The organism is Variovorax sp. Sphag1AA, assembly GCF_014192575.1.
Taxonomy (GTDB): Bacteria; Pseudomonadota; Gammaproteobacteria; order Burkholderiales; family Burkholderiaceae_C; genus Variovorax.
Map to the genome: position 1 here is coordinate 534,041 of NZ_JACHYC010000004.1, position 23,573 is coordinate 557,613.

A 23,573-nucleotide genomic window follows, 5' to 3' on the forward strand; every position below is an offset into this window, starting at 1 on the left:
CCTTACCTGCCACGCCCGGCGGGCCGCCGGTCCCAGGTGGATTCGCTGACGCCGCGCTCGCGAAGCTTGTACTTCTGGACCTTGCCGTTCTCGGTGCGCGGCAGATCGTCCAGCAGATCGATGTAGCGCGGCACCGCGAAGTACGGCAGCCGTGCCTCGCAGAAGCTCGCAAGTTCGGTGAAATCGATGCGGCAGTCGACGCGGGCCACGAGAGCAGCCATCACTTCGTCTTCCGCAAGTTCGGAACTCACTGGATAGACCGCGCACGATGCCACCGATGGGTGGCTCAGCAGCACCTGCTCGACTTCGAACGACGAGATGTTCTCGCCGCGCCGACGGATCGCGTCCTTGATGCGATCGACGAAGCGGAAGGCGCCATCGGCCTCGCGGATCACGCGGTCGCCGGTGTGGAACCACAGGTTTCGCCACGCCTCGATGGTCTTTTCGGGCATGTTGAAGTAGCCGCTCGCGAAGGCATAGGGCTCGTCCGCGCGAAGCAGCAGTTCGCCCGCCTCGCCTGGAGCGACTTCGACATCGTCGTCATCCGCGACGCGCGCCTGGAAGCCCTGGCGCGCCCATCCCATCACGCCGCCGCGCGGCGAATCGGGAGCGGTCGCGATCACGAAGTTGGTTTCGGTGGAGCCGTAGCCTTCGAGCAGCTTCACGCCGGTGCGCTCGAAGAAGGCCTTGCCCGCAGCCGCAGGCACGCCGGGCCCGAGGCCGATGCGGACGCGGTGATCGCGCTCGCCGCCGTTCTCTGGCTGCGCGAGCAGGATCGGCACCATTGCACCGAGCAGATAGACGACCGTGGCGCCGCTCGCGCGCATCGAAGGCCAGAAGCCGGAGGCGGAGAAGCGCGATTCGAACACCACTTCGCAGCCGGTCACCGCCGCCTGCGCGAAGGTGTTGAGCGCGTTGATGTGAAAGAGCGGCAGCGTGGTGCACAGCACGTCCTCGCGGCCGACGCCGAGCACTTCGGCGCTGTTGACGCCCCACCAGAAGTACTGCGCATGCGGGCACATCACGCCCTTCGCGGGGCCGGTGGTGCCGGAGGTGTAGAGGATCGCGATCGGATCGCCAGGCTTCACATCTGCCGGGGGAGCCGCTTCGGAAGCCTCTGGATAGCGTGAGACGCGAACCGTCGAAGGTGGCTGCCAGTCCGCAGGCGCATCGCCAATCACCCAGACTTCGCGCAGTTGGGTGCGCGCGAGATCGGCAGTGTTCAGCCGTTCGAGGAATTCGGCTTCGATGACCAGCAGCTTCGCCTCGCTGTTGGCGAGGAAGTATTCGATCTGCTGTCCCATCGATGCGGTGTTGATCGGCACCGTCGCGGCGCCCATCCATCCCGCGCCGAGAAATACTTCGAGGAACTCGATGCGATTGCCGCACATCAGCGCGACGCGGTCGCCGCGCGCAACGCCGGCCTGCATGAGCGCTCCGGCTCGCGTCGAAGCGGCGGTCGCGGCATCTTCATGCGACCACTCGCGCCCCGCAATCTTCAACAGCCGACGACCCGCGAAAAGCGCGGTCTGCCGCTGCAGCATGGCGGGGAGCGTGCGCTGCGCCGGTGGCAGCGCGCGGGGTTCAGTCGTCATCGTGGGTGCCTCCACCCAGGTAGGTGGCCTGCACGCGCGGGTCGCTTTCCAGTTGCGCCGAGGGGCCGGAGAGTGCGATCTCGCCGGTTTCGAGCACGTAGCCGTGATCGGAGCTTTCGAGCGCGGCGCGCGCGTTCTGCTCCACCAGCAGGATCGAGACGCCGTCGTCGCGCAACTTGCGCACGATGGTGAGGATGTCGCGCACGATCAACGGCGCGAGGCCCAGGCTGGGCTCGTCGAGCATGAGGAGACGCGGCTCGGACATCAGCGCGCGACCGACTGCGAGCATCTGGCGCTCGCCACCTGAGAGCGTGTCGGACCGCTGCGAGCGCCGTTCGGCCAGGCGCGGGAAGCGGTCGTAGACGAACTGCAGGCGGCGCTTCATGGCCTCACTGCTCAAGCGCCTGGAATACGCACCAAGCTGCAGGTTGTCGAGCACGGTGAGTTCGCCGAACAGTTCGCGCTTCTCGGGCACGAGGCACAGGCCCCGCTCCACGCGCGCTTCGACGTCGAGACCATGCAGGTCCTCACCCTCGAAGCGAAGCACGCCCTTGCACGACAGCAGGCCCATGGCAGCTGCAAGCAGCGTGGTCTTGCCCGCGCCATTGGGGCCGATGACCGAGATGATCTGGCCTTTGTCGAGCTTGAGCGATACGCCGCGCACGGCATCGACCTGCCCGTAGGAAACATGCAGGTCGCCAATTTCCAGCATTGCGGTCATACGACGCTCCCGAGGTAGGCCGCCTGCACACGCTCATCCGCGCGCACCGCAGCGGGCACGCCTTCCACGAGCTTGGAGCCGAAGTTCATCACCACCAACCGATCCACCAGTTTCATCACGAAGTCCATGTCGTGTTCGACGATGAGGATGGTCACGCCTTCCTCGCGCAGCTTGCGCAGCAAGTCGCCGAGCGCCATCTTTTCCTTGCGGCGCAGGCCGGCCGCGGGTTCGTCGAGCACCAGCAGCACCGGGTCGGCCGCGAGTGCACGCGCGATTTCAAGAATGCGCTGGGTGCCCAGCGGCAGGCTGCCCGCGAGCTCGTGCGCGCGATCGCCGAGACCGATGCGATCGAGCTGACGTTGGGCTTCCTGGAGGATCTGCTGCTCTTCCGTGCGATCCAGCCGCAGGCCCGCCTTGAGCAGCCCCGAACGCGTCCGCGAATGCGCGCCGAGCGCGACGTTGTCGAGCAGCGTCATGTACGGACGCAGCTTGACGTGCTGGAAGGTGCGCGCAAGACCGAGGCGCGCGACCTTGCGCTGCGGCATGCCCGCGATGTCGTGGCCGAGGAAGCGCACCTGCCCCGCCGTCATCGGCAGCGTGCAGGTCAGCAGGTTGAACATGGTCGACTTGCCCGCGCCGTTCGGCCCGATCAGGCCGAGGATCTCGCCGGCATTGACGTCGAAGCTCACTTCGTTGACCGCGACGAGGCCACCGAAGCGCTTGACCGCGCCGTTCACGGAAAGGATCGGCGTGCCGCGAGCAGGCAGCGTGCGATGCGGCAGCGGCTCGACCGGGCCAGAGGCCTCGCGCGTCGGCGCGGCAAAGCGTCCGCGTGTGAAGCGCCGAACGAAACCCATCACGCCACCGCGCGCAAAGTGCAGCAGCAGAATGAACAGCGTCGCGAACGCCACGGCTTCGAGCTGCCCGGCGCGCTGCGTCAGCAGCGGCAGCACGTCCTGCAAGACGTTCTTCATCACCAGCACGATGCCGGCGCCCACCAGCGCGCCAGCGAGTTGGCCAAGGCCCCCCGCAACCGCCATCAGCAGGTATTCGATGCTCGCGCGCACGTCGAAGGGCGACGGGCTCACGAAGCGGTTCATGTGCGCATAGAGCCAGCCCGCGAGGCCCGCGTAGAGCGCCGCCGTGACGAACAGCGAGAGCCGCACGCGGTAGGCATCCTCGCCCACACTTGCCAGCAGGATCGAGCCGCCGCGCAGGCTGCGGATCGCGCGACCGGGGCGCGACTGCAGCAGGTTGTTGCTGAAGAGGAAGGCCAGGCCGACGATCACCCAGATCAGGTAGTAGATCGAGCGCGGATCCGCCAGTGAGAAGCCGGCGATCGTGAGCGGCGGAATGTTCGACAAGCCGGTGTGGCGGCCCAGCGCATCGACGTTGCCGAACAGCATCGCGATCGACAGCCCCCATGCAATGGTGGACAGCGGCAGGAAGTGCCCGCCGAGCCGGAGCGTCAGCAGGCCGATAGCGAGTGCAGAAATACCGGTCAGCGCGAGCGCGAACACGAGGCCGATCCACGGCGACATGCCCTGCGTCGTGGTCAGCCACGCGGTTGCATAGGCTGCGATGCCGACGAAGGCCGCCTGCCCGAACGAAGTCGCACCACCGATGCCTGTGAGCAGCACGAGGCCGAGTGCGACCAGCGCACCGATGCCGATGTCGTTGAGCAATGAGACGGTGAAGTTGCCCGCCACCATCGGCGCAAGCGCCAGCGCGACGATCAGCACGCCGATCCAGAGGCGGCGCGAGTTCAAGCCGCCGCCCTTGGCCGCCGAGGCGTGCGACACGGCAGCCTTCGCGCCGAGTGCGAGCGCCGCCTCGTCCTGTCTTCCGATGGTCTGGCTCATTGCTCCACCTCGTCTTCTTCCTCTTCGGAGTGCACGCTGAGGAACGACCTCAGCATCAGCACCGGTATCAGCAAGCTGAACACGATCACGTCCTTCAACGCGCCGCTCCAGAACGACGCGAAGCTTTCGACGACGCCCACCGCGAGCGCGCCGACCGCCGTCATCGGGTAGCTCACGAGCCCGCCGATGATCGCGGCCACGAAGGCCTTCAGGCCGATGATGAAACCCGAGTCGTAGTACATGGTGGTCACCGGCGCGATCAGCACGCCGATGAGCCCTGCCAGCAACGATGCACTGCCATAGGCCAGCAGCGCGGTGCGCGCTGGCCGGATGCCGACCAGCCGTGCGCCGACGCGGTTGACCGCGGTCGCGCGCAGTGCCTTGCCGGCCACTGTGCGTTCGAACACCAGGAAGAACAGGCCGCTCAGCACGATGGCCGAGGCGACCATGAGTACGATCTGGCCACTCACGGTGAACCCCTCGCCGAGGGGGATGGTGCCGCTTGCCAGCGGCTGGGTACGCGAGCCCTCCGGCCCGAAGAACAGCAGGCCGAGGCCCGACAGCAGGAAGTGCAGCGCCAGCGAGACGATCAGCAGCACCAGCACCGAGGCATCCGCGATCGGCTGGAACACGATCCGCGCCAGCAGCGGCGCGATCGGCACCACGAGCAGCACCGTCACGGCGATGTTCACCGCGGCCGGCGCACCGGCGCGCGATGCGGCCCAGGCCAGCGCGCAGGGCACCAGCGGAAGCACACCCCAGGCGAGGACCGCCTTCGGAATCGCGGCGGCTTCACCCTTGCGGATAAGGCTGCCGATTTCAGTCAGCGTTGCAATCAAGGCCAGCACAGCAACCAGGCCGATGGTGGGCGGCAGGCGGTTGGTTTCAAAAGCCGCCAGCGTCAGCGCCGCGAAGGCAGCGATATCGCCGAACGGCACGAACACCACCCGCGTGACGGAAAAGATCAGTACCAGCCCCAGCCCCGCGAGCAGATAGACCGCGCCATTGGCGAGCCCGTCGATGCCCAGGATGAGCGCCACGTCCCATGTCATTGAAAGAGTCCTCTAAGTGGTGGTGTTCGTATAGACCGCTGCCTTCAGGCGTTGGTCAGGGCGCCAATTTCCATTGGCCGTTGTCCAGCTTCACGATCACGCGAGCGCGTTCGTCGACGCCGTAGAGGTTGCCGGGCTTGAAGTTGTAGACGCCGTGCGTGCCGACGACTTCCTTCGTGCTCGCGATCGCATCACGCAGCGACAGGCGGAACTCCGGCGTGCCCGGCTCGCCCTTGGCACGCGCAGCGGCGTCTGTGAACACCAGCCAGCCGTCGAACGAATAGGCCGAGAAGGCATCGCTGGTCGGCGCGTTGTTGACCTTCTGGAAGATGGCGCGGAAGTCCATCGCGATCTTCTTGGTCGGGTACTCGGCGGGAAGCTGCTCGGCGACGATCACCGGACCGGTGGGCATCAGCGCGCCCTGCCCTGCCGCGCCGACGACGCGCACGAAGTCGGGGTTGATCAGGCCGTGCTGGCCATACACCGGGCCCTTGAAGCCGCGTTCGTTGAGCGCCAGGAACGGCAGCGCACCCGGCGTACCGGCGCCGCCGGTCATCACTGCATCGGGCTTCATCGCGAGCAGCTTGAGGATCTGGCCGGTGACCGATGCATCGGCGCGCGCATAGCGTTCGTTGCCCAGCACCTTGATGCCGGCCTCGGGCGCTGACTTCATCAGCGCGTTGTAGACAAGGTCGCCCCACGCATCGGAAAAGCCGATGTAGCCCACCGACTTCACGCCATCCTTCTTCATGCGCTGCACGACCGCATCGATCATGAGCTGCGTCGGCTGCGCGACGGTGAAGACCCACGGGTTCTCGGCCGGGTCGAGCTGGATCGGCGTGAGGCCGATCATCGGCACCTTCGCATCGCGGCCGACCTGCGCCATTGCGATCGCGGCGGGCACACCGGACGTACCCATCAGCACGTCGACCTTGTCCTCTTCCACGAGCTTGCGCGCATTGCGGCCTGCGGTCGTCGGGTCGGAGCCGTCGTCGAGCACGATGAGCTGGATCTTGCGGCCGTTGACTTCCGGCTTGTACGCCAGCGCCGCCTGCATGCCCTTGGCATACGGCACGCCGAGCGACGAGTTCGGGCCGGAAAGCGAAACGCTCAGGCCGACCTTGAGATCGGCCGCGAACGCCGTCATCGCAAGGCCGGTGCCCAGCGCGGCGGCAAGCGCGGTGCGCGTCAAGGTCTGCATCAAGCTCTTCATGTCGTGACTCCTGGTGGGTGGAAATGGATGAGCGACTTGCTCAGATGAACAACTGGATGGCCGGCAACGCGCGCGCGGCATTGAGCAGATCGACGCGCTTCAGGCGGATGGACCAGCCGGCCGCGTCGCGAACGAGGCGATGCCGATAGGTGCCGGCGAGCATCACCTGCTCTTCGCCTCGCGCCTCGGCATAGATGAAGGGAGTGCGCAGGTCGACCTCGCCTGTCGCAGCGTCTTCGCGCTCGACGATCGAGCGTTGCAGCACATGCTGGCAATGGCTCGCCGGATGCTGCGAATGCGCGCGCGGGTTCTTGAGCCGGTCAATGCGCAGTTGCAGCAGCAAGCGGTCTTCGTAGGCGATGGAGTTGTGCGATTGCGGATCGGCCTGTGCCGCGCCGAGCAGCGGGACCCAGTAGCGCCCATCTTCGGCGAACAGCGCGAGCCAGTCGTCGAAGCGGCCCGCATCGAGCAACGCCGCTTCTTCGGCGATGAAGTCGCGCGGATCGGTCATTGATTCGACTCCATGCCCGCGGTCATGAACTTCGCCCATGCGCGGAACTGGTTGCGCATGAGCAGCTCGTTGGTGCCGTTGGTGGTGATCGACGATTCCGACAGTTCGTCCGCATCGAAGTTGCGATGCAGACTCACCCACTCGTTGCCTTCGGCGTGCAGGCCAACCTGGATGCTTTCGAAGAGGTGCACATCGTCGTGCGCCACGATCGACATCGGCGAGAAGACGAGGCGGTTGTAGCTCATCGCACGTTCGAAGAGCAGGTCCGGCGCACCTGCGGCGCGGAAGGCCCAGGCCTCGATCAGCGTTCGGTTGGCCGAGAGCGGGCGAATCACACGGATTGCCTGCGGCGAGCCCTTCACCGAGAGGCTCGGGAAGAATACCGAGTTCTGCGGCGAGCGCTGGAGGATCTCCATGGCGCGTTCGTCGCCATGGGCTTCACGCATCGCCGCTTCGTAGTCGGGCAACTGCGCGTAGTTCGAATGGATGCTGAAGTTGACCCCGAGCACGCTGTGCCCGTTGGCGAACACCCGGCCGCCCATCTTGTCGAAGAAGTCGTAGCCGGAACCGAAGGGCAGGATCTGCTCCATCGCCATCGGCTTCGGTTCATCGGCCGCGCGGCCCTGCCAGAGTGCATCGGCGGCCTGCGTGGCCGATTCATGCGTCGACATCGGATGCACCGTGTCGTTGATGTTCTCCAGATACATCTTCCAGTTGCAATGGATGATGTTGCGCATCACGCCACCGGACGCGGTGAGCTTGCCTTCCGGCGAGCGGTCGACCATGTTGTCGATCGCGCCGAGCACTTCGCCGAAGTACTCGCCGAACTCCGGGCCTTCGTCGGCGATGCGCGCGAAGACGAAGTCGCGATAGACCGCGACGTGCTTCAGCTCGCTCACGCCGCGTCCCGATTCGCATTCCTTGAGGCGCGTGCCTTCGTATCCACTCTTGAGCGGGATCGCGAGCGGTGCGCCGTCAAGCTTGTAGGTCCACGCGTGATACGGGCAGCGGAAGAACTTGCCGGTGTTGCCGCATTCGTCAGACACCAGCCGCGCGCCCTTGTGCGCGCAGCGGTTGTAGAGAACGCGCACGCTGCCATCGCCCTGCCGGACCATCATCACCGGCCGGCCCGCGAGATCGAGCGAGTAGAAGTCGCCCGCGTTCGGCACCTGGCTGGTGTGGCCGACATACAGCCAGGTGTTGGCGAAGAAGCGCTCCTGCTCCAGCGCGAAGAGTTCATCGCTCAGGTAGACGTCGCGATGCACGCGGTCGTCCTGCACCAGTGCACGGATCGCTTCGGGCTGGTTTCGGTAGCTGCTCATCACGGGCCTGCTGGGTTAGGTCAGCTTCAGGGGACCAGCTTCCACTGACCCTTCTCGCTCTTCACGATCACGACGGCACGCTTGTCGGAGCCGTAGCGGTCGTCGGGCTTGAAGTTGTAGATGCCATGCGTGCCGACCAACTCCTTGGTGCTCACGATCGCATCGCGCAGCGCGGTGCGGTATTGCGGCGTGCCGGGTTCGCCCTTCACGCGCGATGCCGCATCGGCCAGCAGCAGGTAGGCGTCATAGGTGTACGACGAGAAAGCATCGTTCGGCAGCGCGCCGTTGGCCTTCTTGTAGGCGTCGCGGAAATTCATCGACACCTTCTTGATCGGGTTGCTGTCGGGCAACTGGTCCGCCACCAGCACCGGGCCACTCGGCACTTCCAGGCCTTCGATCGAGGCACCGCCCACGCGAACGAAGTCTGCGTTGATCAGACCGTGCGTGCCGTAGATCTTGCCCTTGTAGCCACGATCCGCCAGCGCGAGGTAAGGCAGCGCGCCCGGCGTGCCGGAGTTGCCGGCGAACACCGCATCGGGCCGCGCCGAGATGATCTTCAGCACCTGGCCGGCCACGGATGAATCGCTGCGCGCATAGCGCTCGTTGGCGACGATCTTGATGCCAGCAGCATCGGCGCTCTTCACCAGCGAGTCGTAGGCCAAATCACCCAGCGCGTCGGAGAAGCCGATGAAGGCGACCGTCTTCACGCCGGACTGCTTCATCTTGTCGACCACAGCGGAGACCATCAGCGGGAAGGGCTGCGAAACCGTCACGGTCCATGCGCCTTCCGGGCCGGGGATCGTCACGGGCGTGGGCGAGATCAGCGGCGTATTCAGCTCGCGCGCAACGGCGGCAATCGCCATTGCGCCCGGCACGCCGGAGGTGCCGATCAGCACATCCACCTTGTCTTCCGTGACCAGCTTGCGCGCATTGCGGCCAGCCGTCGTCGGATCGGAAGCGTCGTCCAGCACGATCAATTCGACCTTGTGGCCGGCGAGCACCGGATGCTCGGCGATGGCGGCGCGGATGCCCTTTTCATAGGGAATGCCCAAAGCCGAGACGGGGCCCGACAGCGAGCTGATGAAGCCGACCTTGAGGTCCGCAGCGAAGGCCTGCGTGGCGGCGAAAGCGATGGCCGTGAGGCCGAGGATTCGAGTGAGTTTCATGTTCAGGGGACCAGCTTCCATTGACCTTTTTCGAGCTTCACGATGACGCGGGAGCGCTCATCCGAGCCATAGCGGTTGTCGGGCTTGAAGTTGTAGACGCTGTGCGTGCCGACCAACTCCTTGGTGTTGACGATTGAGTCGCGCAGTGCAACGCGATAGGCCGGCGTGCCCGGCTCGCCCTTGGTGCGCGAGGCGGCATCGAGGTACAGCAGCCATGCGTCGAACGAGTACGCCGAGAAAGCATCCGTCGGCGCCGCACCGTTCGCCTTCTGGTAGGCATTGCGGAAGTCCATCGAGACCTTCTTGATCGGGTTGCTCTCGGGCAGCTGCTCGGCAACGATCACTGGGCCGGTCGGTGCGAGAAGACCTTCGACCGCCGGACCACCCACGCGCACGAAGTCGGGGTTGATCAAAGCGTGCGTGCCGTAGATCTGACCCTTGTAGCCGCGCTCCTGCAGTGCGAGGTAAGGCAGCGCGCCCGGCGTGCCCGAGGTGCCGGTGATGACCGCGTCGGGACGCAACGCCACGATCTTCAGCACCTGGCCGGTGACGGATGCATCGGCGCGCGCATAGCGCTCGTTCGAAACGACCTTGATGCCCGCGGGCTCGGCGCTCTTCTGCAGCGCGTCATAGACCAGGTCGCCCCATGCGTCGGAAAAGCCGATGTAGCCGACCGTCTTCACGCCCGACGCCTTCATGCGCTCGACCACCGCGCTGACCATCAGCGGGGCGGGCTGCGGCAGCGTGACCATCCATGCGCCGTCTTCGCCCGGCAGGTTGGCGTTGGCGATGGAGATCAGCGGGGTCTTCGTTTCGCGCGCGACGGCGGCGATCGCAAGAGCGCCCGGCGAGCCTGCGGTGCCGATGATGACGTCGACCTTGTCTTCGTCGATCAGCTTGCGGGCGTTACGTGCGGCGGTGCTCGGGTCCGACGCATCGTCGAGCGAGACGACCTGGATCTTCTTGCCATTGAGTTCCGACTTGTAGGCAATGGCGGCCTTCATGCCCTTGTCGTAGGGAATGCCGAGCGACGACACCGGCCCCGAGAGCGATGTGATGAAGCCGACCTTGAGATCGGCTGCCAACGCATTCGCGGCGGTGAGAACGCTGACGGCAGCGGCAACGCCGGCCATCGTAAAGAGACGAGTCAGAACTTTCATGCAGGGGCTCCTTGGAATTCCGATGGGGTTAAGCAGGACTCACGCCAACCAATGATTTCTGAAATGTTTAGATGTAAACCATGCTAGCGGGCGTGCAACGCAATGACAAGGCAGTGAAAACGAGGGGTAGGGAGTTCTCCCCCAGCCTCGCCCACTTCGTGTCGCTCGGGCACCCCCTTCCGGGGGCAACCCCAGCGGCCCGGCAAAGCCGGTTCCGCGGGGTTCCTGGCATTCGCTATGACGCACCGCTACAGGGCGAGGCTTCCAACACTGGTGCCGCCGCACACATAAAGGACCTGGCCGGTCACGAAGCTGTTTGCGGGCTCCGCAAAGAACCGGACCGCGCGTGCGACGTCCGCCGATTCACCCAGTCGTTTGACGGGAATAGACGCAGCGAGCGCGCGTTCCTTCTCGCTGCCGGCTTCGACCACGTCGTAGAACATGTCGGTGCGGATCGGCCCCGGCGCGACGACGTTGACCGTGATGCCATCGGGCGCGAGTTCGAGCGCCCAGGTGCGCGCCATGCCGAGCATGCCGGCCTTGGTCGCGGAATAGCTGGTGCGCGTCTGCAAGCCGAGCGCGGCGCGCGACGACAGAAGGATCACGCGGCCGAAGCGCTGTGCGCGCATGGTTGGCAATGCGGCCTGCACGAGCTGGATCGCGCAGCCAAGGTGCAGGTCCACCAGCGCGTCGAGATCGTCGAGCTTCACTTCGGCCAGCAACGCGGGTCGGATCACGCCGGCGTTGTGGACCACCGTGGTCACATCGAAGCGCCGCACGAGTTCCGCAACAGCCTGGCCGGTCGCCGCGCGGTCAGTCAGATCAACCTCGATGCTGTGCAGCTTCGGATGGTCGATCTCGCTGCGACGCCGCGCGAGCGACACCACTTCGTAGCCCTGTGCGAGCAGGTCTTCGCAGATGGCCTTGCCGATGCCGGCACTGCCGCCGGTGACGGCCGCAACCTTTGTTGCCGCGCTCATGCCGAAGCTCCCACCAGCGCGAGCACACGCAGCGGACTGCCGCTGCCCTTCTCGATCTTGAGCGGCGGGCAGATCAACACCGCACCGCTTGCCGGCAGCAGGTCGAGATTGCTCAGGCACTGAAGGCCGTAGCGCCCTGCGCCGTGCATGAAGTAGTGGCACGGGTACGGCGGCCGCAGGTGGTAGCCCTGCCCGGCATCGGTGCCGATCGCTTCGGAGCCGAAACCGAGCACATCGCGCTGCTCGACCAGAAAGCGCACCGCTTCCGCACTCGGGCCGGGCGTGTGCTGGCCGGTCTCGTCGAAGTTCTGGTAGGCCTCGGGGTCCTGCCGCTTCGACCAGTCGGTCCGCATCAGCACCCAGGCGCCCTTCGGAATGCGGCCGTGCTTCGACTCGTAGTCCTCGATGTCTTCGATGGTGAGCAGGTAGTCCGGGTCGTCCTTTACCTGCGGCGAACAATCGATCACGCAGGCCGGCGCGACGAAGTGCTGCACGGGAATGGTGTCGACCGAGTTGTTCGGCAAGTCGCGGCCGGAGATCCAGTGGATCGGCGCATCAAAGTGGGTGCCGGTGTGCTCGCCGCACGAGAAGTTGTTCCAGTACCAACCCGGGCCGCGCTCGTCGTACTTCGACACTTCCTCGATGCGGAAGGGCCAGCACTGGCCCATCTCGGGAGGCAGCGCGATCTGCGGAAATTCGGGTGTCAGCGTCTGCGTGAGGTCGATGACGCGGATGCGGCCGCTGGCCATTGCGGTCACGAGGCCGCCGAGGATTTCGGCGGTGGACATCAGTTCAGTGGTGGTCGTCATTCGGTTTCTCCGCTCAGCTGCCGCCCGCCGCGAGTTCGCGTTCGAGGATCTTGGGGTTGTCGCGCCAGCGTTCGAGCCACTCCTGGGCCACGTCGCCGGGGTACACGTCTTCGACACCATCCCGCAGCGCCTTCACGATCGCATTCGCGAGCGCGCTCGGTGCGAGCTTGGGCGGCGGCGTGTGCTGGTTCCATTCATCGTCGATCGGACCGGGGAACACGTTGATCACGCGAATGCCCGCAGGCCGCATTTCTGCGCGCAGACACTGAGCGAGCGAATGCGCCGCTGCCTTCGAAGCACTGAAGGTGCCGTGCGGCGGAAAGTTGGTCAGCGCGTAGATCGACAGCAGATTGACCCACGCGGTCGCGCCAGTGATGCCATCGGCCGACCGCCCCTTGAGCGCCGGACCGAACTCCTGAGCCAATCGCAGCAGTCCGAAGTAGTTGATGTCCATCTCCGCCTTCGCCACATCGGTGCCGCGACGCGAACCGATGCCGAAGGTGCGATGCACTTCCGCGGTGTTGATGACGATGTCGACCTTGCCGCCGATCTCGCCGGCCAACTCGCTCACCGAGCGGCCATTGGTCAGGTCCAGCGGCACCAGCGTGACCTGCGGCAACGCGGTGATGTCTTCGAGGCCGCCCATCTTCTTCCACGGCTCGGCGTGGCCAACCCAGACGATATCGGCACCGGCCTTGACCAGCGCCCGGACCATCGCCTGGCCCACTTCGGTCTTGCCGTCGGTGACCAGCACCTTGCGGAATTTCGGGTCGCTCGTCATTTCACGGAGCATCTTGTCGTCAGCCATGTGGGGGCTCCCTTCGTTCGGAAATCCAATGAGGACGGCTTGTCCGGCGCGATCGAGCCGCGCGCCAACGCGCACGCGCTGGGGCGCATCGCCGACTTCGCCGTGGAGGTGGACCATCAGCGTCGGGCCGGCATCGAGGTGCACGAGGCCCAGCCGCCATGGCAGCCGTTCGCGGAAGAACAGGTCGTTGCTGTGGTGCAGCGTGGTCGCGCTCAACAGCTCGCCTTCGCCGCTCTGTTCGCGCCAGTGCAGACGCGGCGAAAGGCACTTGTGGCAGGCCTCGCGCGGTGGGTATTGCACGGTGCCGCAGTCCTCGCAGGTCTGCAGCACGAAGCGGCCTTCCGCAGCGCCGGCCGTGATGCCGAGCGCGACGCGGCCACGTGCCCACGGCGGCAGATTCATCTGCCGGGTGCGCAGGACGGGGTTCTTGCGCTTGGGGCGCATCAGGGGCATCGTCATGCCGGTCTCCCGAGGATGATCGCGCCGGTACAGAGGCAGCGGTCGTAGGTGACCATGCCAAAGCCGGCGACAAGGCCGAGCTGCGCATCGGGCACTGCGTGCGCTTCGGCAGCATCGGTCAGTTGGCGAATGGTTTCGGTCATGCCGAGGAAGCCGCCCGCTGCACCGGCCTGTCCGGCAGAGAGCTGCCCGCCGCTGGTGTTGTTGGGAAAGCTGCCTTCGTTCGTCATCACATGCGACTGGACGAAGGCCGATCCTTCGCCCTTCTCGCAGAACCCGAGGTCCTCGAATTGCATCATCACGATGACGGGGTAGTCGTCGTAGGTCTGCACGAAATCGATGTCGGCGGGCTTGACGCCGGCCTGCGCGTAGAGGTCGTCGCGATCCATGCGCCAGCCGCCGCGGACCATCACGGGGTCTTCGGAATAGGCGTTGTGCCGCTCGATGGCACCGCGGATCACCGCATGTGGCAGGCCGAGGTCGCGCGCACGCTCTTCGCTCATCACGAGGAAGGCTTCAGCCCCTGCGCACGGCATCACGCAGTCGAAGAGATGGATCGGATCGGAGATCGGCCGCGCGGCCATGTATTCGTCGAGCGTCAGCGGCTTCTTGAACATCGCATGCGGGTTCTTCAGCGCGTTGGTGCGCTGGTCCACGCAGATGCGGCCGAAGTCCTCGCGCTTGGCTCCAAACGTGCGCATGTAGTGCGACGTGATCATCGCGAAGATCGAGTTCGGGCCGCCCGAGCCATACGGATAGGTCGCATCCCGCGCGAAGTTGCTGAAGCTGCCAAGCGTGAGACGGAACGAATCGACATGGTTGGTGTCGGCGGCGACGCAGGCAACAACGTCCGCATCGCCTGATTGCACTGCACGCGCAGCACGGCGAAGGCACATCACGCCGGATGCGCCACCGGTCGGCACATGGTCGAGCCAGCGGGGCGAGAGGCCCAGGTGCTGCGTGACGCCGACCGCCGTATCCGGCACCAGCGAGAAGCTGCTGACGCACAGGCCGTCGATCTGCTCCTTCTTCACGCCGCTTTCCTTCACCAGCGACTCGATCGCCTGGCCGAGGAACCAGTGCGCGCTGCGTGTGGAGTAGCGCACGTAGGGCACCGTGACCGGCACCGCGACGGCCACACCTTCGTAGGAAAGTCGCCGTGTCATGACTGCCTCTTCTTCATCGAGCGCGTATCGACGCAGTTCGCACTGCCGGGCAACGAATGCGCGAGCTCGCGCAGCTGCCCGCGCTGGATCTTCTGCGACGCCGTGAGCGGCAATGCTTCGACGAACGCCACGTAGCCCGGCGCCTTGTAGTACGCGAGCTGAGCCAACGCATGGTCCACGATGCTCGACGCGAGCTTCGCGGGTTCGCTCGAATCTGCATCCTCGCGCAGCACGATGCAGGCCAGCACCTCATCGCCGCGCACCGTGTCGGGTGTCGCAGCCACGGCGGAGGTCTTCACCGCCGGATGCTGGTTGAGCACGCTTTCCACCTCGACCGCCGAGATGTTCTCGCCGCTGCGGCGGATCACGTTCTTCTTGCGATCGACGAAGAAGTAGTTGCCTTCGCCATCGCGGCGCACCATGTCGCCGGTGTGGAACCAGCCATCGGCCCAGGCCTCGCGCGTGGCTTCTTCGTCCTTCAGGTAGCCGGAAAAGAAGTAGCGCTTGGGATCATTGCCCGACGAGCGCACCAGCAGTTCGCCCGGCGTGCCATCGGGTACATCTCGGCCTTCGTCGTCGACCAGACGGATCTCGACAAAGTCCTCGCGGCGACCGAAACAATTGGTACCGACATGGCGCGGCTCGTGGTTCGCCATGACGCAGGCGGCGGCGCCGGTTTCGGTCATGGCCCAGGCCTCGACCAACGGGAAGCCGAAGCGTTCTTCGAACGGTGCGTGGTTCTTGCGATCCACGCCGGCGCCGAAGCCCCAGCGGATGTCGTGTTCGCGGTCCGCATCCACTGCAGGCGCGGACAGCAACATCGCCGGCATTACGCCCAGGTAGTGGACGATGGTCGCCCGGCTTTCGCGCGCACTCTGGAGCCAGCTCTTCGGGTGGAAGCGGTCGAGCTGCACCAGGCAGCCGCCCGCGACGAGCACCACCATGGTCGAGAACGCCATCGCATTCACATGGTTGAGCGGCAGCGGCGTGATGATGCGTTCGGCATCGGGGCGCACCGGGCAGAGGTCGCCGAGTTCCGCGTACCACCGGCCAGCGCGCAGGAAGTACTCGTTACCCAGCATGCAGCCCTTGGGCCGGCCGGTGGTGCCCGAGGTGTAGAGCAGCGCGCATTCGGTCGAGAGGCCGACCGGCTCCGACGCACGCGGCGCAGGCTTTGTCGATGGCGGCACCACATCGTCAGGGCCCATCGTCTCGAAAGGAATGCCGGCAGACTTCGCCGCGGCGCGCAGGTCATCCGCGCGATGCGGCAAGGTCACTGCAAGGCCGATCTCACTGTGGCCGATGAGGTAGCTCAGCTCGGCCGAGCGCATTTCGGCATTGATCGGTACCACGCTCACGCCCAGTGCGTTGAGCGCGAACCAGTGAAAGAGAAACGCCGGCCGGTTCTCCAGCAGCAGCCCGACGCGATGGCCATGGCCGTAGCCCGCCTTTGCGTAAGCGGCACGCAGGCGGTCCACCTGCGCGGCAGCATCGCCCCAGAGGATCGCGCCCGGCGCGATGTCGTAGGCCTGCGCGGTCACCGATTCGGTGAAAAGGAACTCGGCCCCCGGCGTGCGCCGCGCGCTCGCACTGAAGGCGTCGTGAACGGTGTGATGCATGGCGGCCCTAGATGAAAAGCTGCACCGCCGGCAGCGCCGCGTCGCAGTTGAGCAGGTTCACGCGCTTGAGCGTCATGCGCAGCGCGCCGTCTTGCACCGTGAGGTGGTGGAAGAAGGTGCCGACGTAGAACTGAAGCTCGTCGCCCTGCGATTCGGTGTAGTGGAATTCGCTGCGCACCACGAAGCGATTCGCGGCTGCATCGAATTCCTCGACCGTCGGCGTCTGGAGCAAGTGGTGGCAGCGGCTCGGCGGCTGCTGCGAAAACGCGCGCGGGCTCTTCAGGCGCTCGATGCGCAGGTCGCGCAAGAGCTTGTCTTCGTAGAGATGCGACGTGTGGTTGATGCCGTCTTCCTGGTCGGGAATCAGCGGCACCCAGTAGAAGGCATCGTCAGTGAAGAGTGCGTTCCACTCCTCATAGCGCTTGGCGTCGAGCAGGCGCGATTCATTGACGACGAAATCGATGAGCTGCTGGCGGGTGACTTCGTTCTGCATCACATCGTCTCCGTCATGTAGCGGGCCCAGCTTCTGTACTGGTTGCGCATCGGCAGCTCGTTGGTGCCGACGGTGGTGATCTCACCACCCTGCTTTTCAGCCGGGTCGTAGTTGCGATGCAGGCTCACCCATTCGTTGCCGCTCGCATGCAGCCCAGCCTGAATGCCGCGATAGGCCTGCAGGTCGTCGTGCCCCACGACAGAGAACGGCGAGTTGATGAGCCGGTTATACATGGCGGTGCGCTGCAGCAGTTCCGGCGGCGCACCCTTGAGGCGGAAGGTCCAGCTCTCGACCAGGCACTTGTCGGCGGCGATCGGCTTGACCACGCGGATCGACTGGATCGCGCCCTTGATCGTGAGGTTCGGGTAGTACACCGTGTTGTGCCGCGCCATGCTGAGGATCTCTGCAGTGCGCTCCTCGCCGTACCTGGCCTTCATCGCGTTGTCGTACTCGGGGATCGCCTTGTACTTGCTGTGGATGCTGAAGTGCACGCCGGTAAAGCTGTGGCCGTTGTCGTAGGTGCGAACACCCATGTCCTCGAAGAACTTGTAGTCGGACATGAAGGGCACGAACTGCTCGATCGCCATCGGCTTCGGCTCGTCGGCGGGCTTGCCGGCCCACATGGTCTTGGCAGTGCCGGCGGACGATTCGTGGGCCACCATCGGATGCATGGTGTCGTTGAGGTTCTCGACGAACATCTTCCAGTTGCACTGGTGGATGAAGCGCAGGCAGCCGCCCGCGATCTCGAGTTCGCCTTCCGGTGAGCGGTCAGCCATATTGTCGATGGAGCTCAGCGAGTCGCCGAAATATTCCTCGAAGCTCGGGCCGACATCGTTGATCTTCACGAAGATGAAGCCGCGGTGGCTGCGGACGTTCTTTACCGTGACGAGGCCCTTGGCCGATTCGCACTCGTGGAGCTGCGTGCCTTCGTAGCCATTCTTCAGAGGGATCGACAGCAGAGAGCCATCCGTCTTGAAGGTCCACGCGTGGTACGGGCAGCGGAAGAACTTGCCGGTGTTGCCGCACGGCGAACTCACGAGGCGCGAGCCCTTGTGTGCGCAGCGATTCATCATCACGCGCACCGAGCCGTCGGTGTGACGCGTGATGATGAGCGGTCGACCCGCGATCTCGTTGGTGATGTAGTCGCCGGACTTGGGAATCTGGCTCTCGTGGCCGGCGTAGTTCCAGGTGTTCGCGAAGAAGTGCTCCTGTTCCAGCTCGAACACTTCCTGGTTGATGTAGAGGTCGCGGTGCACGCGGTCGTCCTGCACCAGCGCGCGCACCGCATCGGGGTTGCCTCGGTATGAAGTCATCGTGGGGTCTCCTTCAGATGTCGAGCACCAGCCGCTGCCCCTTGGCGCGGGAGATGCAGATCTGCATCACATTGCCTTCGGCCTTCTCGCGCGCGGTGAGAACGTAGTCGCGATGGTCGATCTCGCCGTCGATCACAGGCGTCGCGCACACACCGCATTCGCCGCGCTTGCAGTCGAACATCGGGTCGCAACCATGCTCGATCAGGCAGTCGAGGATGCTCTGATCGGCGGGCACCGTAAAGCGCTGGCCGGATTGCGCGAGTTCGACTTCGAAGGCGTGGTCGCCCTCTTCCACCACTGGCGTGGTGAAGAGCTCGAAGTGCACGCGGTCGTGCGTCCATCCACGCGCCTGCGTCTGCACAAGCACTGCGTCAAGCATGACCTTCGGGCCGCACACATAGAGACGATCGCCCGCCGGGAAGTTGTCGAGCAGCGCGCCGATGTCGAAGGGGCCGCCTTGCTCGGTGTCGGCATGCACGCGCAGGTCGTCGCCGAGCACGGCTTGCAATTCAGGCAGGAAAGCCATCAGGTCGCGACTGCGGCCGGCGTAGTGGAGGCGCACCGGCAGACCCTCGGCACGGCGTCGCGTCGCCATGCTCGCGAGCGGAGTGATGCCGATTCCGCCGGCCAGCAGCACGGTCCCGCCGGGGCCGGTGTGCAGCGGGAAGTCGTTCTTCGGCACTTCAATGGTGACCGTGTCGCCTTCATTCAGACGCTCGTGCATGAAGCGCGAGCCACCGCGGCCGTCGTCTTCCTTGCGGACCGCGATGACGTATTCGGTCGGCGCATCGGTCGCATCGGCCTGCGCGGCGAAGTTGATCAGCGAGTAGTGGCGCCAGTCCTTCTTGCCATCAGCCAGCGTGACTTCGATGCGAATGTGCGCTCCGGCAGTGAAGGCCGGCAGCACCGCGCCATCGGCGGCGCGCAGCCTGAACAGCTTGATGAGCGGATTGAGCGAACGCGCCTCGGCGACGCGCAATTGCAGGGTGGCGGGTTGGGCGGACATGATTCGATCCCGGTTCAGGCGAGCGCGTGCTGTGCGAGCGCGGCGCGCAGTTTGTTGCCGTGTTCATCGGCTAGCGCCGCGTCGCGCAGTTCGCGCAACGTAGCGGGCGCGATGGCAGCACCAGCGCGCTGCAGGGCGGCCATCACGGTGTCGTAGTTGCGAAGGCCACGCTCATGCGTATCGCTGTAGCCCTTCACCAGGCGCTGGCATTGGGCGACCTCGACCGCGAGCTCGGGGTTGCGCGCAGCGATGTCTGCGATGCGGCCGAGCCATTCCTCGATGCGGCGGTTCTCGTCCGCATAGCGGATGGTCGAACGGCGCCAGCGCTTCATGCCGGCGACGGTGCGCAGCATCAGGTAGCCGCGCAGCGAGCTGGTCTGGATCACGCGGCCCTTCTGGGTCATGCGTTCAACGAGCTTGCGCGGCGCGGTCGAGTTCATCAGCCAGCGGCCGAAGCCTGCAGGCAGCGTCTCGCAGATTTCCTGCAGTCGCGGGTGCATGAATTCGTTGATCGCGAGCACCTGGCCCTGCTGCACGCGTGCTTCGCCACGCACGCGATCGAAGCGCGTCGCGCGGGTCTTGAGCGACGCGACGCGCACGGTGTCTTCATAGGACATCCAGAGCGCGAGATAGCGGACGGTCTCGCGCAGGAGCTTGCCGCCGTCGTCGACGCGCAGCGCTGCAACAGCAGCCGCGCGGTCGAGATAGAGGCCTGCGTATTCGATGTCCTGGTAGTCGATCAGGCGGCGCACGCCTTCGAGCAGCACGGGATGCGCATCGGCAGGGAAGTCATGCTGCACGCGCTCCACCAGTGCGCGCACGGCGGGATGGCGCGGTTGCGGCGCTGGGGTCTGCTGAACGGCGGCCGGCGTTTCCGTCTCGCCTTGTGCCCGCGTGAATGCGGCGCCGAAGGCCTTCAGGCTGGGCTTGACGCCAACCCCGCCACGTTCGACGGTGGCCTCGAACTGCGCACGGCTGAAGGGCAATACACCCGCCCCGCAGAGCGCCCCGAAGAGCACCGCGCTGATGACGCTGCCCGAGGCTTCTGCGGCCTGCGCCATGTCGAAGCGGATGAAGCGCTTGGCGGCACGATCGGCGTGGCCGAGCAGTTCGTTGCTGTCGACGCGACCATCGCCCATCGCGCTTTTCTCGGCGATCGAATAGACGCGGTGTGTGGAGGCGATCAGCGTGGTTCGGTCGTTGGTCACCAAACCGCGCTGCACTGCGCGGCCGGCTTCCATCAGTTCGGAGGCGAGCACCACATCGACATCGCCCGGCAGCGGCATCAATGCCAGAACCGGCTTGCCACCCGCAGCATCGGCTTGCGACTGCGGGAACAACTCGACGTAGTAGATGGTCGCGCCGGTGCGCTGCGCCACGCCGGGCACCGAAGTGGTCTGCGCCACGTAGCCATTGGCTTCGCCCATGTCGACGATCCAGTCGGCGAGCACACCGCCGCCTTCGCCGCCCATCGCAAGGATTGCAATCTTGATTGGTTGAGTCATCGCTCGCTCGTATCGATTCAGAAGGCGTACTCGGCGCGGCGCTTGGCCTCGCTCTTCTGCAGCCAGCCGATGACGCGCTGGCGAAGCCCTTCGCGCAGGCGATCCCAGCGGCTGGGGTTGCTCACGATCTGCGCCTTGTAGAACGACGGACACAGCACCGCAGCATGCGAGACCTCGCCGCAGACACCGCAGCCCACGCAACTGTCGAGCACATGCGCCACCGGATCGGTGCGCAGCGGGTCGGGGTTGGGCTTGATCGACAGCGACGGGCAGCCCGACAGGCGGATGCAGGAGTGGTCGCCGGTGCAGGTGTCCGAATCGACGCCGAACTTCTCGCGCACCTGGCGCTTGCCGTCGGCAATGGCCTTGCGCACCAGCGGCTTCTCGCGGCGTTGGCGGTTCAGCATGCATTCGGATTGCGCGACCAGGACCTTCGGGCCCTTCTGCTTCGTGGTCAGCGCGTCCTTCAACGCATCGCGCATGCCAGCGACGTCATAGGTGCGGCGCATGGTCCTGACCCACTTCACGCCAACGCCGCGCACTGCGCGTTCGATCTCGTGGCCGGTGCTGCGCGTCGCGTTGACCGCCTTCGACGACAGGATGTCCTGCCCGCCGGTCGCGGAGGTGTAGTTGTTGTCGACAACGATGGTGAGGTTGTCGCTCTCGTTGAAGACCGCGTTGGCGATGCCACTGGTCAGGCCGTTGTGCCAGAAGCCACCGTCGCCCATCACGGAGATCGCGCGCTTGTCGGCCTGCGTGTTGAGCGCGGCTGCACCCGCTGCGCCGAGGCCGTAGCCCATCGTCGTGTTGCCGATGTTGAAGGGCGGCAGGATCGAGAACAGGTGGCAACCGATGTCTGCGCTGACGTGGTGGGCGCCGAGTTCGCGCTCGACCAGCTTCATTGCGCTGAAGATCGGGCGCTCGGGGCAGCCGGTGCAGAAACCCGGCGGGCGCGCATGCACGCTTTCGGCGAGCGGCTTTGCGGGTTCGGTCGCTGCGACCAGCGGGATCACCTTGCGCACCGGTGCGGGCACCGGCAGTGCTTGCAGGCGGCCGTAGCGCTCGCCGAAGGTGCGTGCGCCCTTCAGCAGTTCGGCGGCTGTGTATTCGCCGGCCACGGGCAGCATGTCCTTGCCATGCAGCGCGGTGGCGGAGCCCGCCTGCCGCAGGATGGTTGCCAGGTTCTGTTCGATGAAGTTCGGCTGGCCTTCTTCGACCACCAGCACGGCGCGCTTGCCTTCGCAGAAGCGGATCACTTCGCTCTCGATGACCGGGTAGGCCACGTTCATCACGTAGAGCGGCACCTTGGTGTTGCCGTAGACGTCGGCGAGGTCGAGTCGCTCCAACGCGCGCATCAGCGTGTTGTAGCTGCCACCCTGCACGATGATCCCAATGTCATCCGCGCCTTCGGAGAAGAACTCGTTGAGTTGCCGCTCCTCGATGAACTTCACCGCGGCGGGCCAGCGGTCCTTCACCTTTTCCTGCTCGTGCAGGAAGCTCGCGGGCGGAAGCACGATGCGGCTGACGTCGCGCCGCGGGTTCTCCATCGCTTCCTTGAGCGTGAACTTGGCGCGCTTGTTGTCGCCGGCAATGAACTGGCCGTGCACGTGGCAGGCGCGGATGCGCAACTGGAGCATCACCGGCGTGTTGCTCGCTTCCGAAAGATCGAAGCCCTGCTTGACCGCATCCACGATGCTCGGCAGGTTCGGGCGCGGATCGAGCAGCCAGATCTGCGACTTCATCGCGAAGGCGTGGCTGCGCTCCTGCATGATCGACGAGCCTTCGCCGTAGTCCTCCCCCACGATGACGAGCGCGCCGCCGGTGACGCCGCCAGACGCCAGGTTGGCGAGCGCATCCGACGCCACGTTGGTACCGACAGTGGCCTTGAAGGTCACCGCACCGCGCAGCGGATAGTTGACGGAGGCCGCGAGAGTGGCGGCGGCGGTGGCCTCGCTCGCGCTGTTTTCAAAGCGGATGCCGTGCTCGGTCAGGATGTCCTGCGCGTCGGCCAGCACGTCCATCAGGTGCGAGATCGGCGCACCCTGGTAGCCGGCGACATAGGAAACACCTGACTCCAGCAGAGCCTTGGTGACTGCCAGAATGCCTTCACCGCGAAACACCTCGCCGCCCGAGAGCCGCAGCTTCTTCACTTCTTCGACGAACGATCGCTCAGCCATGGCGCCCTTTCTTCTCTGGAATCGTGGGGTTCCAATAGAAACCTCGGTCTCTATAATGTTTAGAACTGAATGTATCCACAATCATGAATAACCCTAAACACGCAAGCAGCGTGCCCGCTGCGGACCAGGGACCATTCACCGGGGAGAAGCCGGAGCACAAGCTCCGTTTCGTCGACGACTACCTGCCGGCGCTACTCGCGCAGGCCAGTCAGCTCATTTCCTCCGAGTTCCACGAAGTTGCGCGCAAACACGGCTTTTCGGTGTCGGAATGGCGGGTGATGGCATCACTGGCGGGTGGCGAGGCGATCAGCATCGGCCAGCTGGCGCAAGTCACGGTAACGAAGCAACCCACGGTGACGCGGTTGCTGGACCGCATGGAAGCGCGCGGCCAGGTCGAACGCCTGCCCCATGACAGTGATCGGCGGGTTACTTTGGTGCGGATCACACGCAAGGGCTCGCAGGCGGTGGAGCACCTGATGGAGCTTGCGCGCGAGCACGAGATGCGCGTGCTCGAGCCCTTCGGCCTCCAGCGTGCGGAGGATCTCAAGAGCACACTGCGGCACATCATCGAGTTGCATGCGCGCGCGCCAGGCGATACGCCGGCGGAAGTGAACGAAGAGGAATGAAGCGCGGGGC

Annotated in this window: 20 protein-coding genes; 1 reads left to right on the forward strand and 19 read right to left on the reverse strand. The window is 65.5% G+C overall.

The features are described 5' to 3' along the window. Window positions 1-2: 2 nt before the first annotated feature. The 19 genes from FHW64_RS18570 to FHW64_RS18660 form a co-directional block, all read right to left on the reverse strand. Window positions 3-1,595 (reverse strand): ATP-dependent acyl-CoA ligase, encoded by a 1,593-nt coding sequence (locus tag FHW64_RS18570; protein WP_184528823.1) that lies wholly within the window; start codon window positions 1,593-1,595, stop codon window positions 3-5. Next, window positions 1,585-2,316 (reverse strand): ABC transporter ATP-binding protein, encoded by a 732-nt coding sequence (locus FHW64_RS18575; RefSeq protein WP_184528825.1) that lies wholly within the window; start codon window positions 2,314-2,316, stop codon window positions 1,585-1,587. The genes FHW64_RS18570 and FHW64_RS18575 overlap by 11 nt, the downstream gene beginning before the upstream one ends. Beyond that, complete coding sequence (locus tag FHW64_RS18580) at window positions 2,313-4,028, reverse strand: branched-chain amino acid ABC transporter ATP-binding protein/permease (protein ID WP_260305596.1); 1,716 nt, start codon at window positions 4,026-4,028, stop codon at window positions 2,313-2,315. Before FHW64_RS18580 ends, FHW64_RS18575 begins: the two co-directional genes overlap by 4 nt. Before the next feature lie 146 nt (window positions 4,029-4,174). Further along, complete coding sequence (locus FHW64_RS18585) at window positions 4,175-5,230, reverse strand: branched-chain amino acid ABC transporter permease (RefSeq protein ID WP_184528829.1); 1,056 nt, start codon at window positions 5,228-5,230, stop codon at window positions 4,175-4,177. A gap of 55 nt (window positions 5,231-5,285) precedes the next feature. Further along, on the reverse strand, window positions 5,286-6,443 hold the full coding sequence (locus tag FHW64_RS18590) for an ABC transporter substrate-binding protein (protein ID WP_184528831.1): 1,158 nt from the start codon (window positions 6,441-6,443) through the stop codon (window positions 5,286-5,288). A 40-nt stretch (window positions 6,444-6,483) separates the two neighbouring features. Next, complete coding sequence (locus FHW64_RS18595; RefSeq protein ID WP_184528833.1) at window positions 6,484-6,954, reverse strand: aromatic-ring-hydroxylating dioxygenase subunit beta; 471 nt, start codon at window positions 6,952-6,954, stop codon at window positions 6,484-6,486. Further along, window positions 6,951-8,276, reverse strand: a complete 1,326-nt coding sequence (locus FHW64_RS18600) for an aromatic ring-hydroxylating dioxygenase subunit alpha (protein ID WP_184528835.1) — start codon at window positions 8,274-8,276, stop codon at window positions 6,951-6,953. The genes FHW64_RS18595 and FHW64_RS18600 overlap by 4 nt, the downstream gene beginning before the upstream one ends. Before the next feature lie 26 nt (window positions 8,277-8,302). Then, on the reverse strand, window positions 8,303-9,442 hold the full coding sequence (locus tag FHW64_RS18605; RefSeq protein ID WP_221210369.1) for an ABC transporter substrate-binding protein: 1,140 nt from the start codon (window positions 9,440-9,442) through the stop codon (window positions 8,303-8,305). A gap of 2 nt (window positions 9,443-9,444) precedes the next feature. Then, window positions 9,445-10,602 carry an ABC transporter substrate-binding protein gene (locus FHW64_RS18610; protein ID WP_184528837.1) on the reverse strand — a complete coding sequence of 386 codons (1,158 nt, stop codon included), beginning with the start codon at window positions 10,600-10,602 and terminating at the stop codon, window positions 9,445-9,447. Window positions 10,603-10,850: 248 nt separating this feature from the next. Continuing rightward, on the reverse strand, window positions 10,851-11,582 hold the full coding sequence (locus FHW64_RS18615; RefSeq protein ID WP_184528839.1) for an SDR family NAD(P)-dependent oxidoreductase: 732 nt from the start codon (window positions 11,580-11,582) through the stop codon (window positions 10,851-10,853). Further along, a complete protein-coding gene (locus tag FHW64_RS18620; RefSeq protein WP_184528841.1) occupies window positions 11,579-12,391 on the reverse strand; it encodes a cyclase family protein in 813 nt (270 codons plus the stop codon). Before FHW64_RS18620 ends, FHW64_RS18615 begins: the two co-directional genes overlap by 4 nt. A gap of 13 nt (window positions 12,392-12,404) precedes the next feature. Then, entirely contained in the window at window positions 12,405-13,658 is a 1,254-nt protein-coding gene (locus tag FHW64_RS18625; protein WP_184528842.1) for an SDR family NAD(P)-dependent oxidoreductase, read from the reverse strand. Beyond that, a complete protein-coding gene (locus FHW64_RS18630) occupies window positions 13,655-14,824 on the reverse strand; it encodes a thiolase family protein (RefSeq protein ID WP_184528844.1) in 1,170 nt (389 codons plus the stop codon). The genes FHW64_RS18625 and FHW64_RS18630 overlap by 4 nt, the downstream gene beginning before the upstream one ends. Next, entirely contained in the window at window positions 14,821-16,443 is a 1,623-nt protein-coding gene (locus FHW64_RS18635; RefSeq protein ID WP_184528846.1) for an AMP-binding protein, read from the reverse strand. Before FHW64_RS18635 ends, FHW64_RS18630 begins: the two co-directional genes overlap by 4 nt. 7 nt (window positions 16,444-16,450) lie before the next feature. Next, window positions 16,451-16,936 carry an aromatic-ring-hydroxylating dioxygenase subunit beta gene (locus tag FHW64_RS18640; RefSeq protein WP_221210368.1) on the reverse strand — a complete coding sequence of 162 codons (486 nt, stop codon included), beginning with the start codon at window positions 16,934-16,936 and terminating at the stop codon, window positions 16,451-16,453. Beyond that, a complete protein-coding gene (locus FHW64_RS18645; RefSeq protein ID WP_184528850.1) occupies window positions 16,936-18,249 on the reverse strand; it encodes an aromatic ring-hydroxylating dioxygenase subunit alpha in 1,314 nt (437 codons plus the stop codon). Before FHW64_RS18645 ends, FHW64_RS18640 begins: the two co-directional genes overlap by 1 nt. Before the next feature lie 13 nt (window positions 18,250-18,262). Continuing rightward, window positions 18,263-19,255: a PDR/VanB family oxidoreductase gene (locus FHW64_RS18650; protein ID WP_184528852.1), complete on the reverse strand. Its 993-nt coding sequence runs from the start codon at window positions 19,253-19,255 to the stop codon at window positions 18,263-18,265. 14 nt (window positions 19,256-19,269) lie between these two features. Beyond that, window positions 19,270-20,760, reverse strand: coding sequence for an indolepyruvate oxidoreductase subunit beta family protein (locus FHW64_RS18655; RefSeq protein WP_184528854.1), 1,491 nt, complete (start codon window positions 20,758-20,760; stop codon window positions 19,270-19,272). A gap of 17 nt (window positions 20,761-20,777) precedes the next feature. Then, window positions 20,778-22,937 (reverse strand): indolepyruvate ferredoxin oxidoreductase subunit alpha, encoded by a 2,160-nt coding sequence (locus tag FHW64_RS18660; protein ID WP_184528856.1) that lies wholly within the window; start codon window positions 22,935-22,937, stop codon window positions 20,778-20,780. 83 nt (window positions 22,938-23,020) lie between these two features. Between FHW64_RS18660 and FHW64_RS18665 the strand changes: the two genes are divergently transcribed. Continuing rightward, entirely contained in the window at window positions 23,021-23,563 is a 543-nt protein-coding gene (locus FHW64_RS18665; RefSeq protein WP_184528858.1) for a MarR family transcriptional regulator, read from the forward strand. Window positions 23,564-23,573 lie beyond the last annotated feature (10 nt).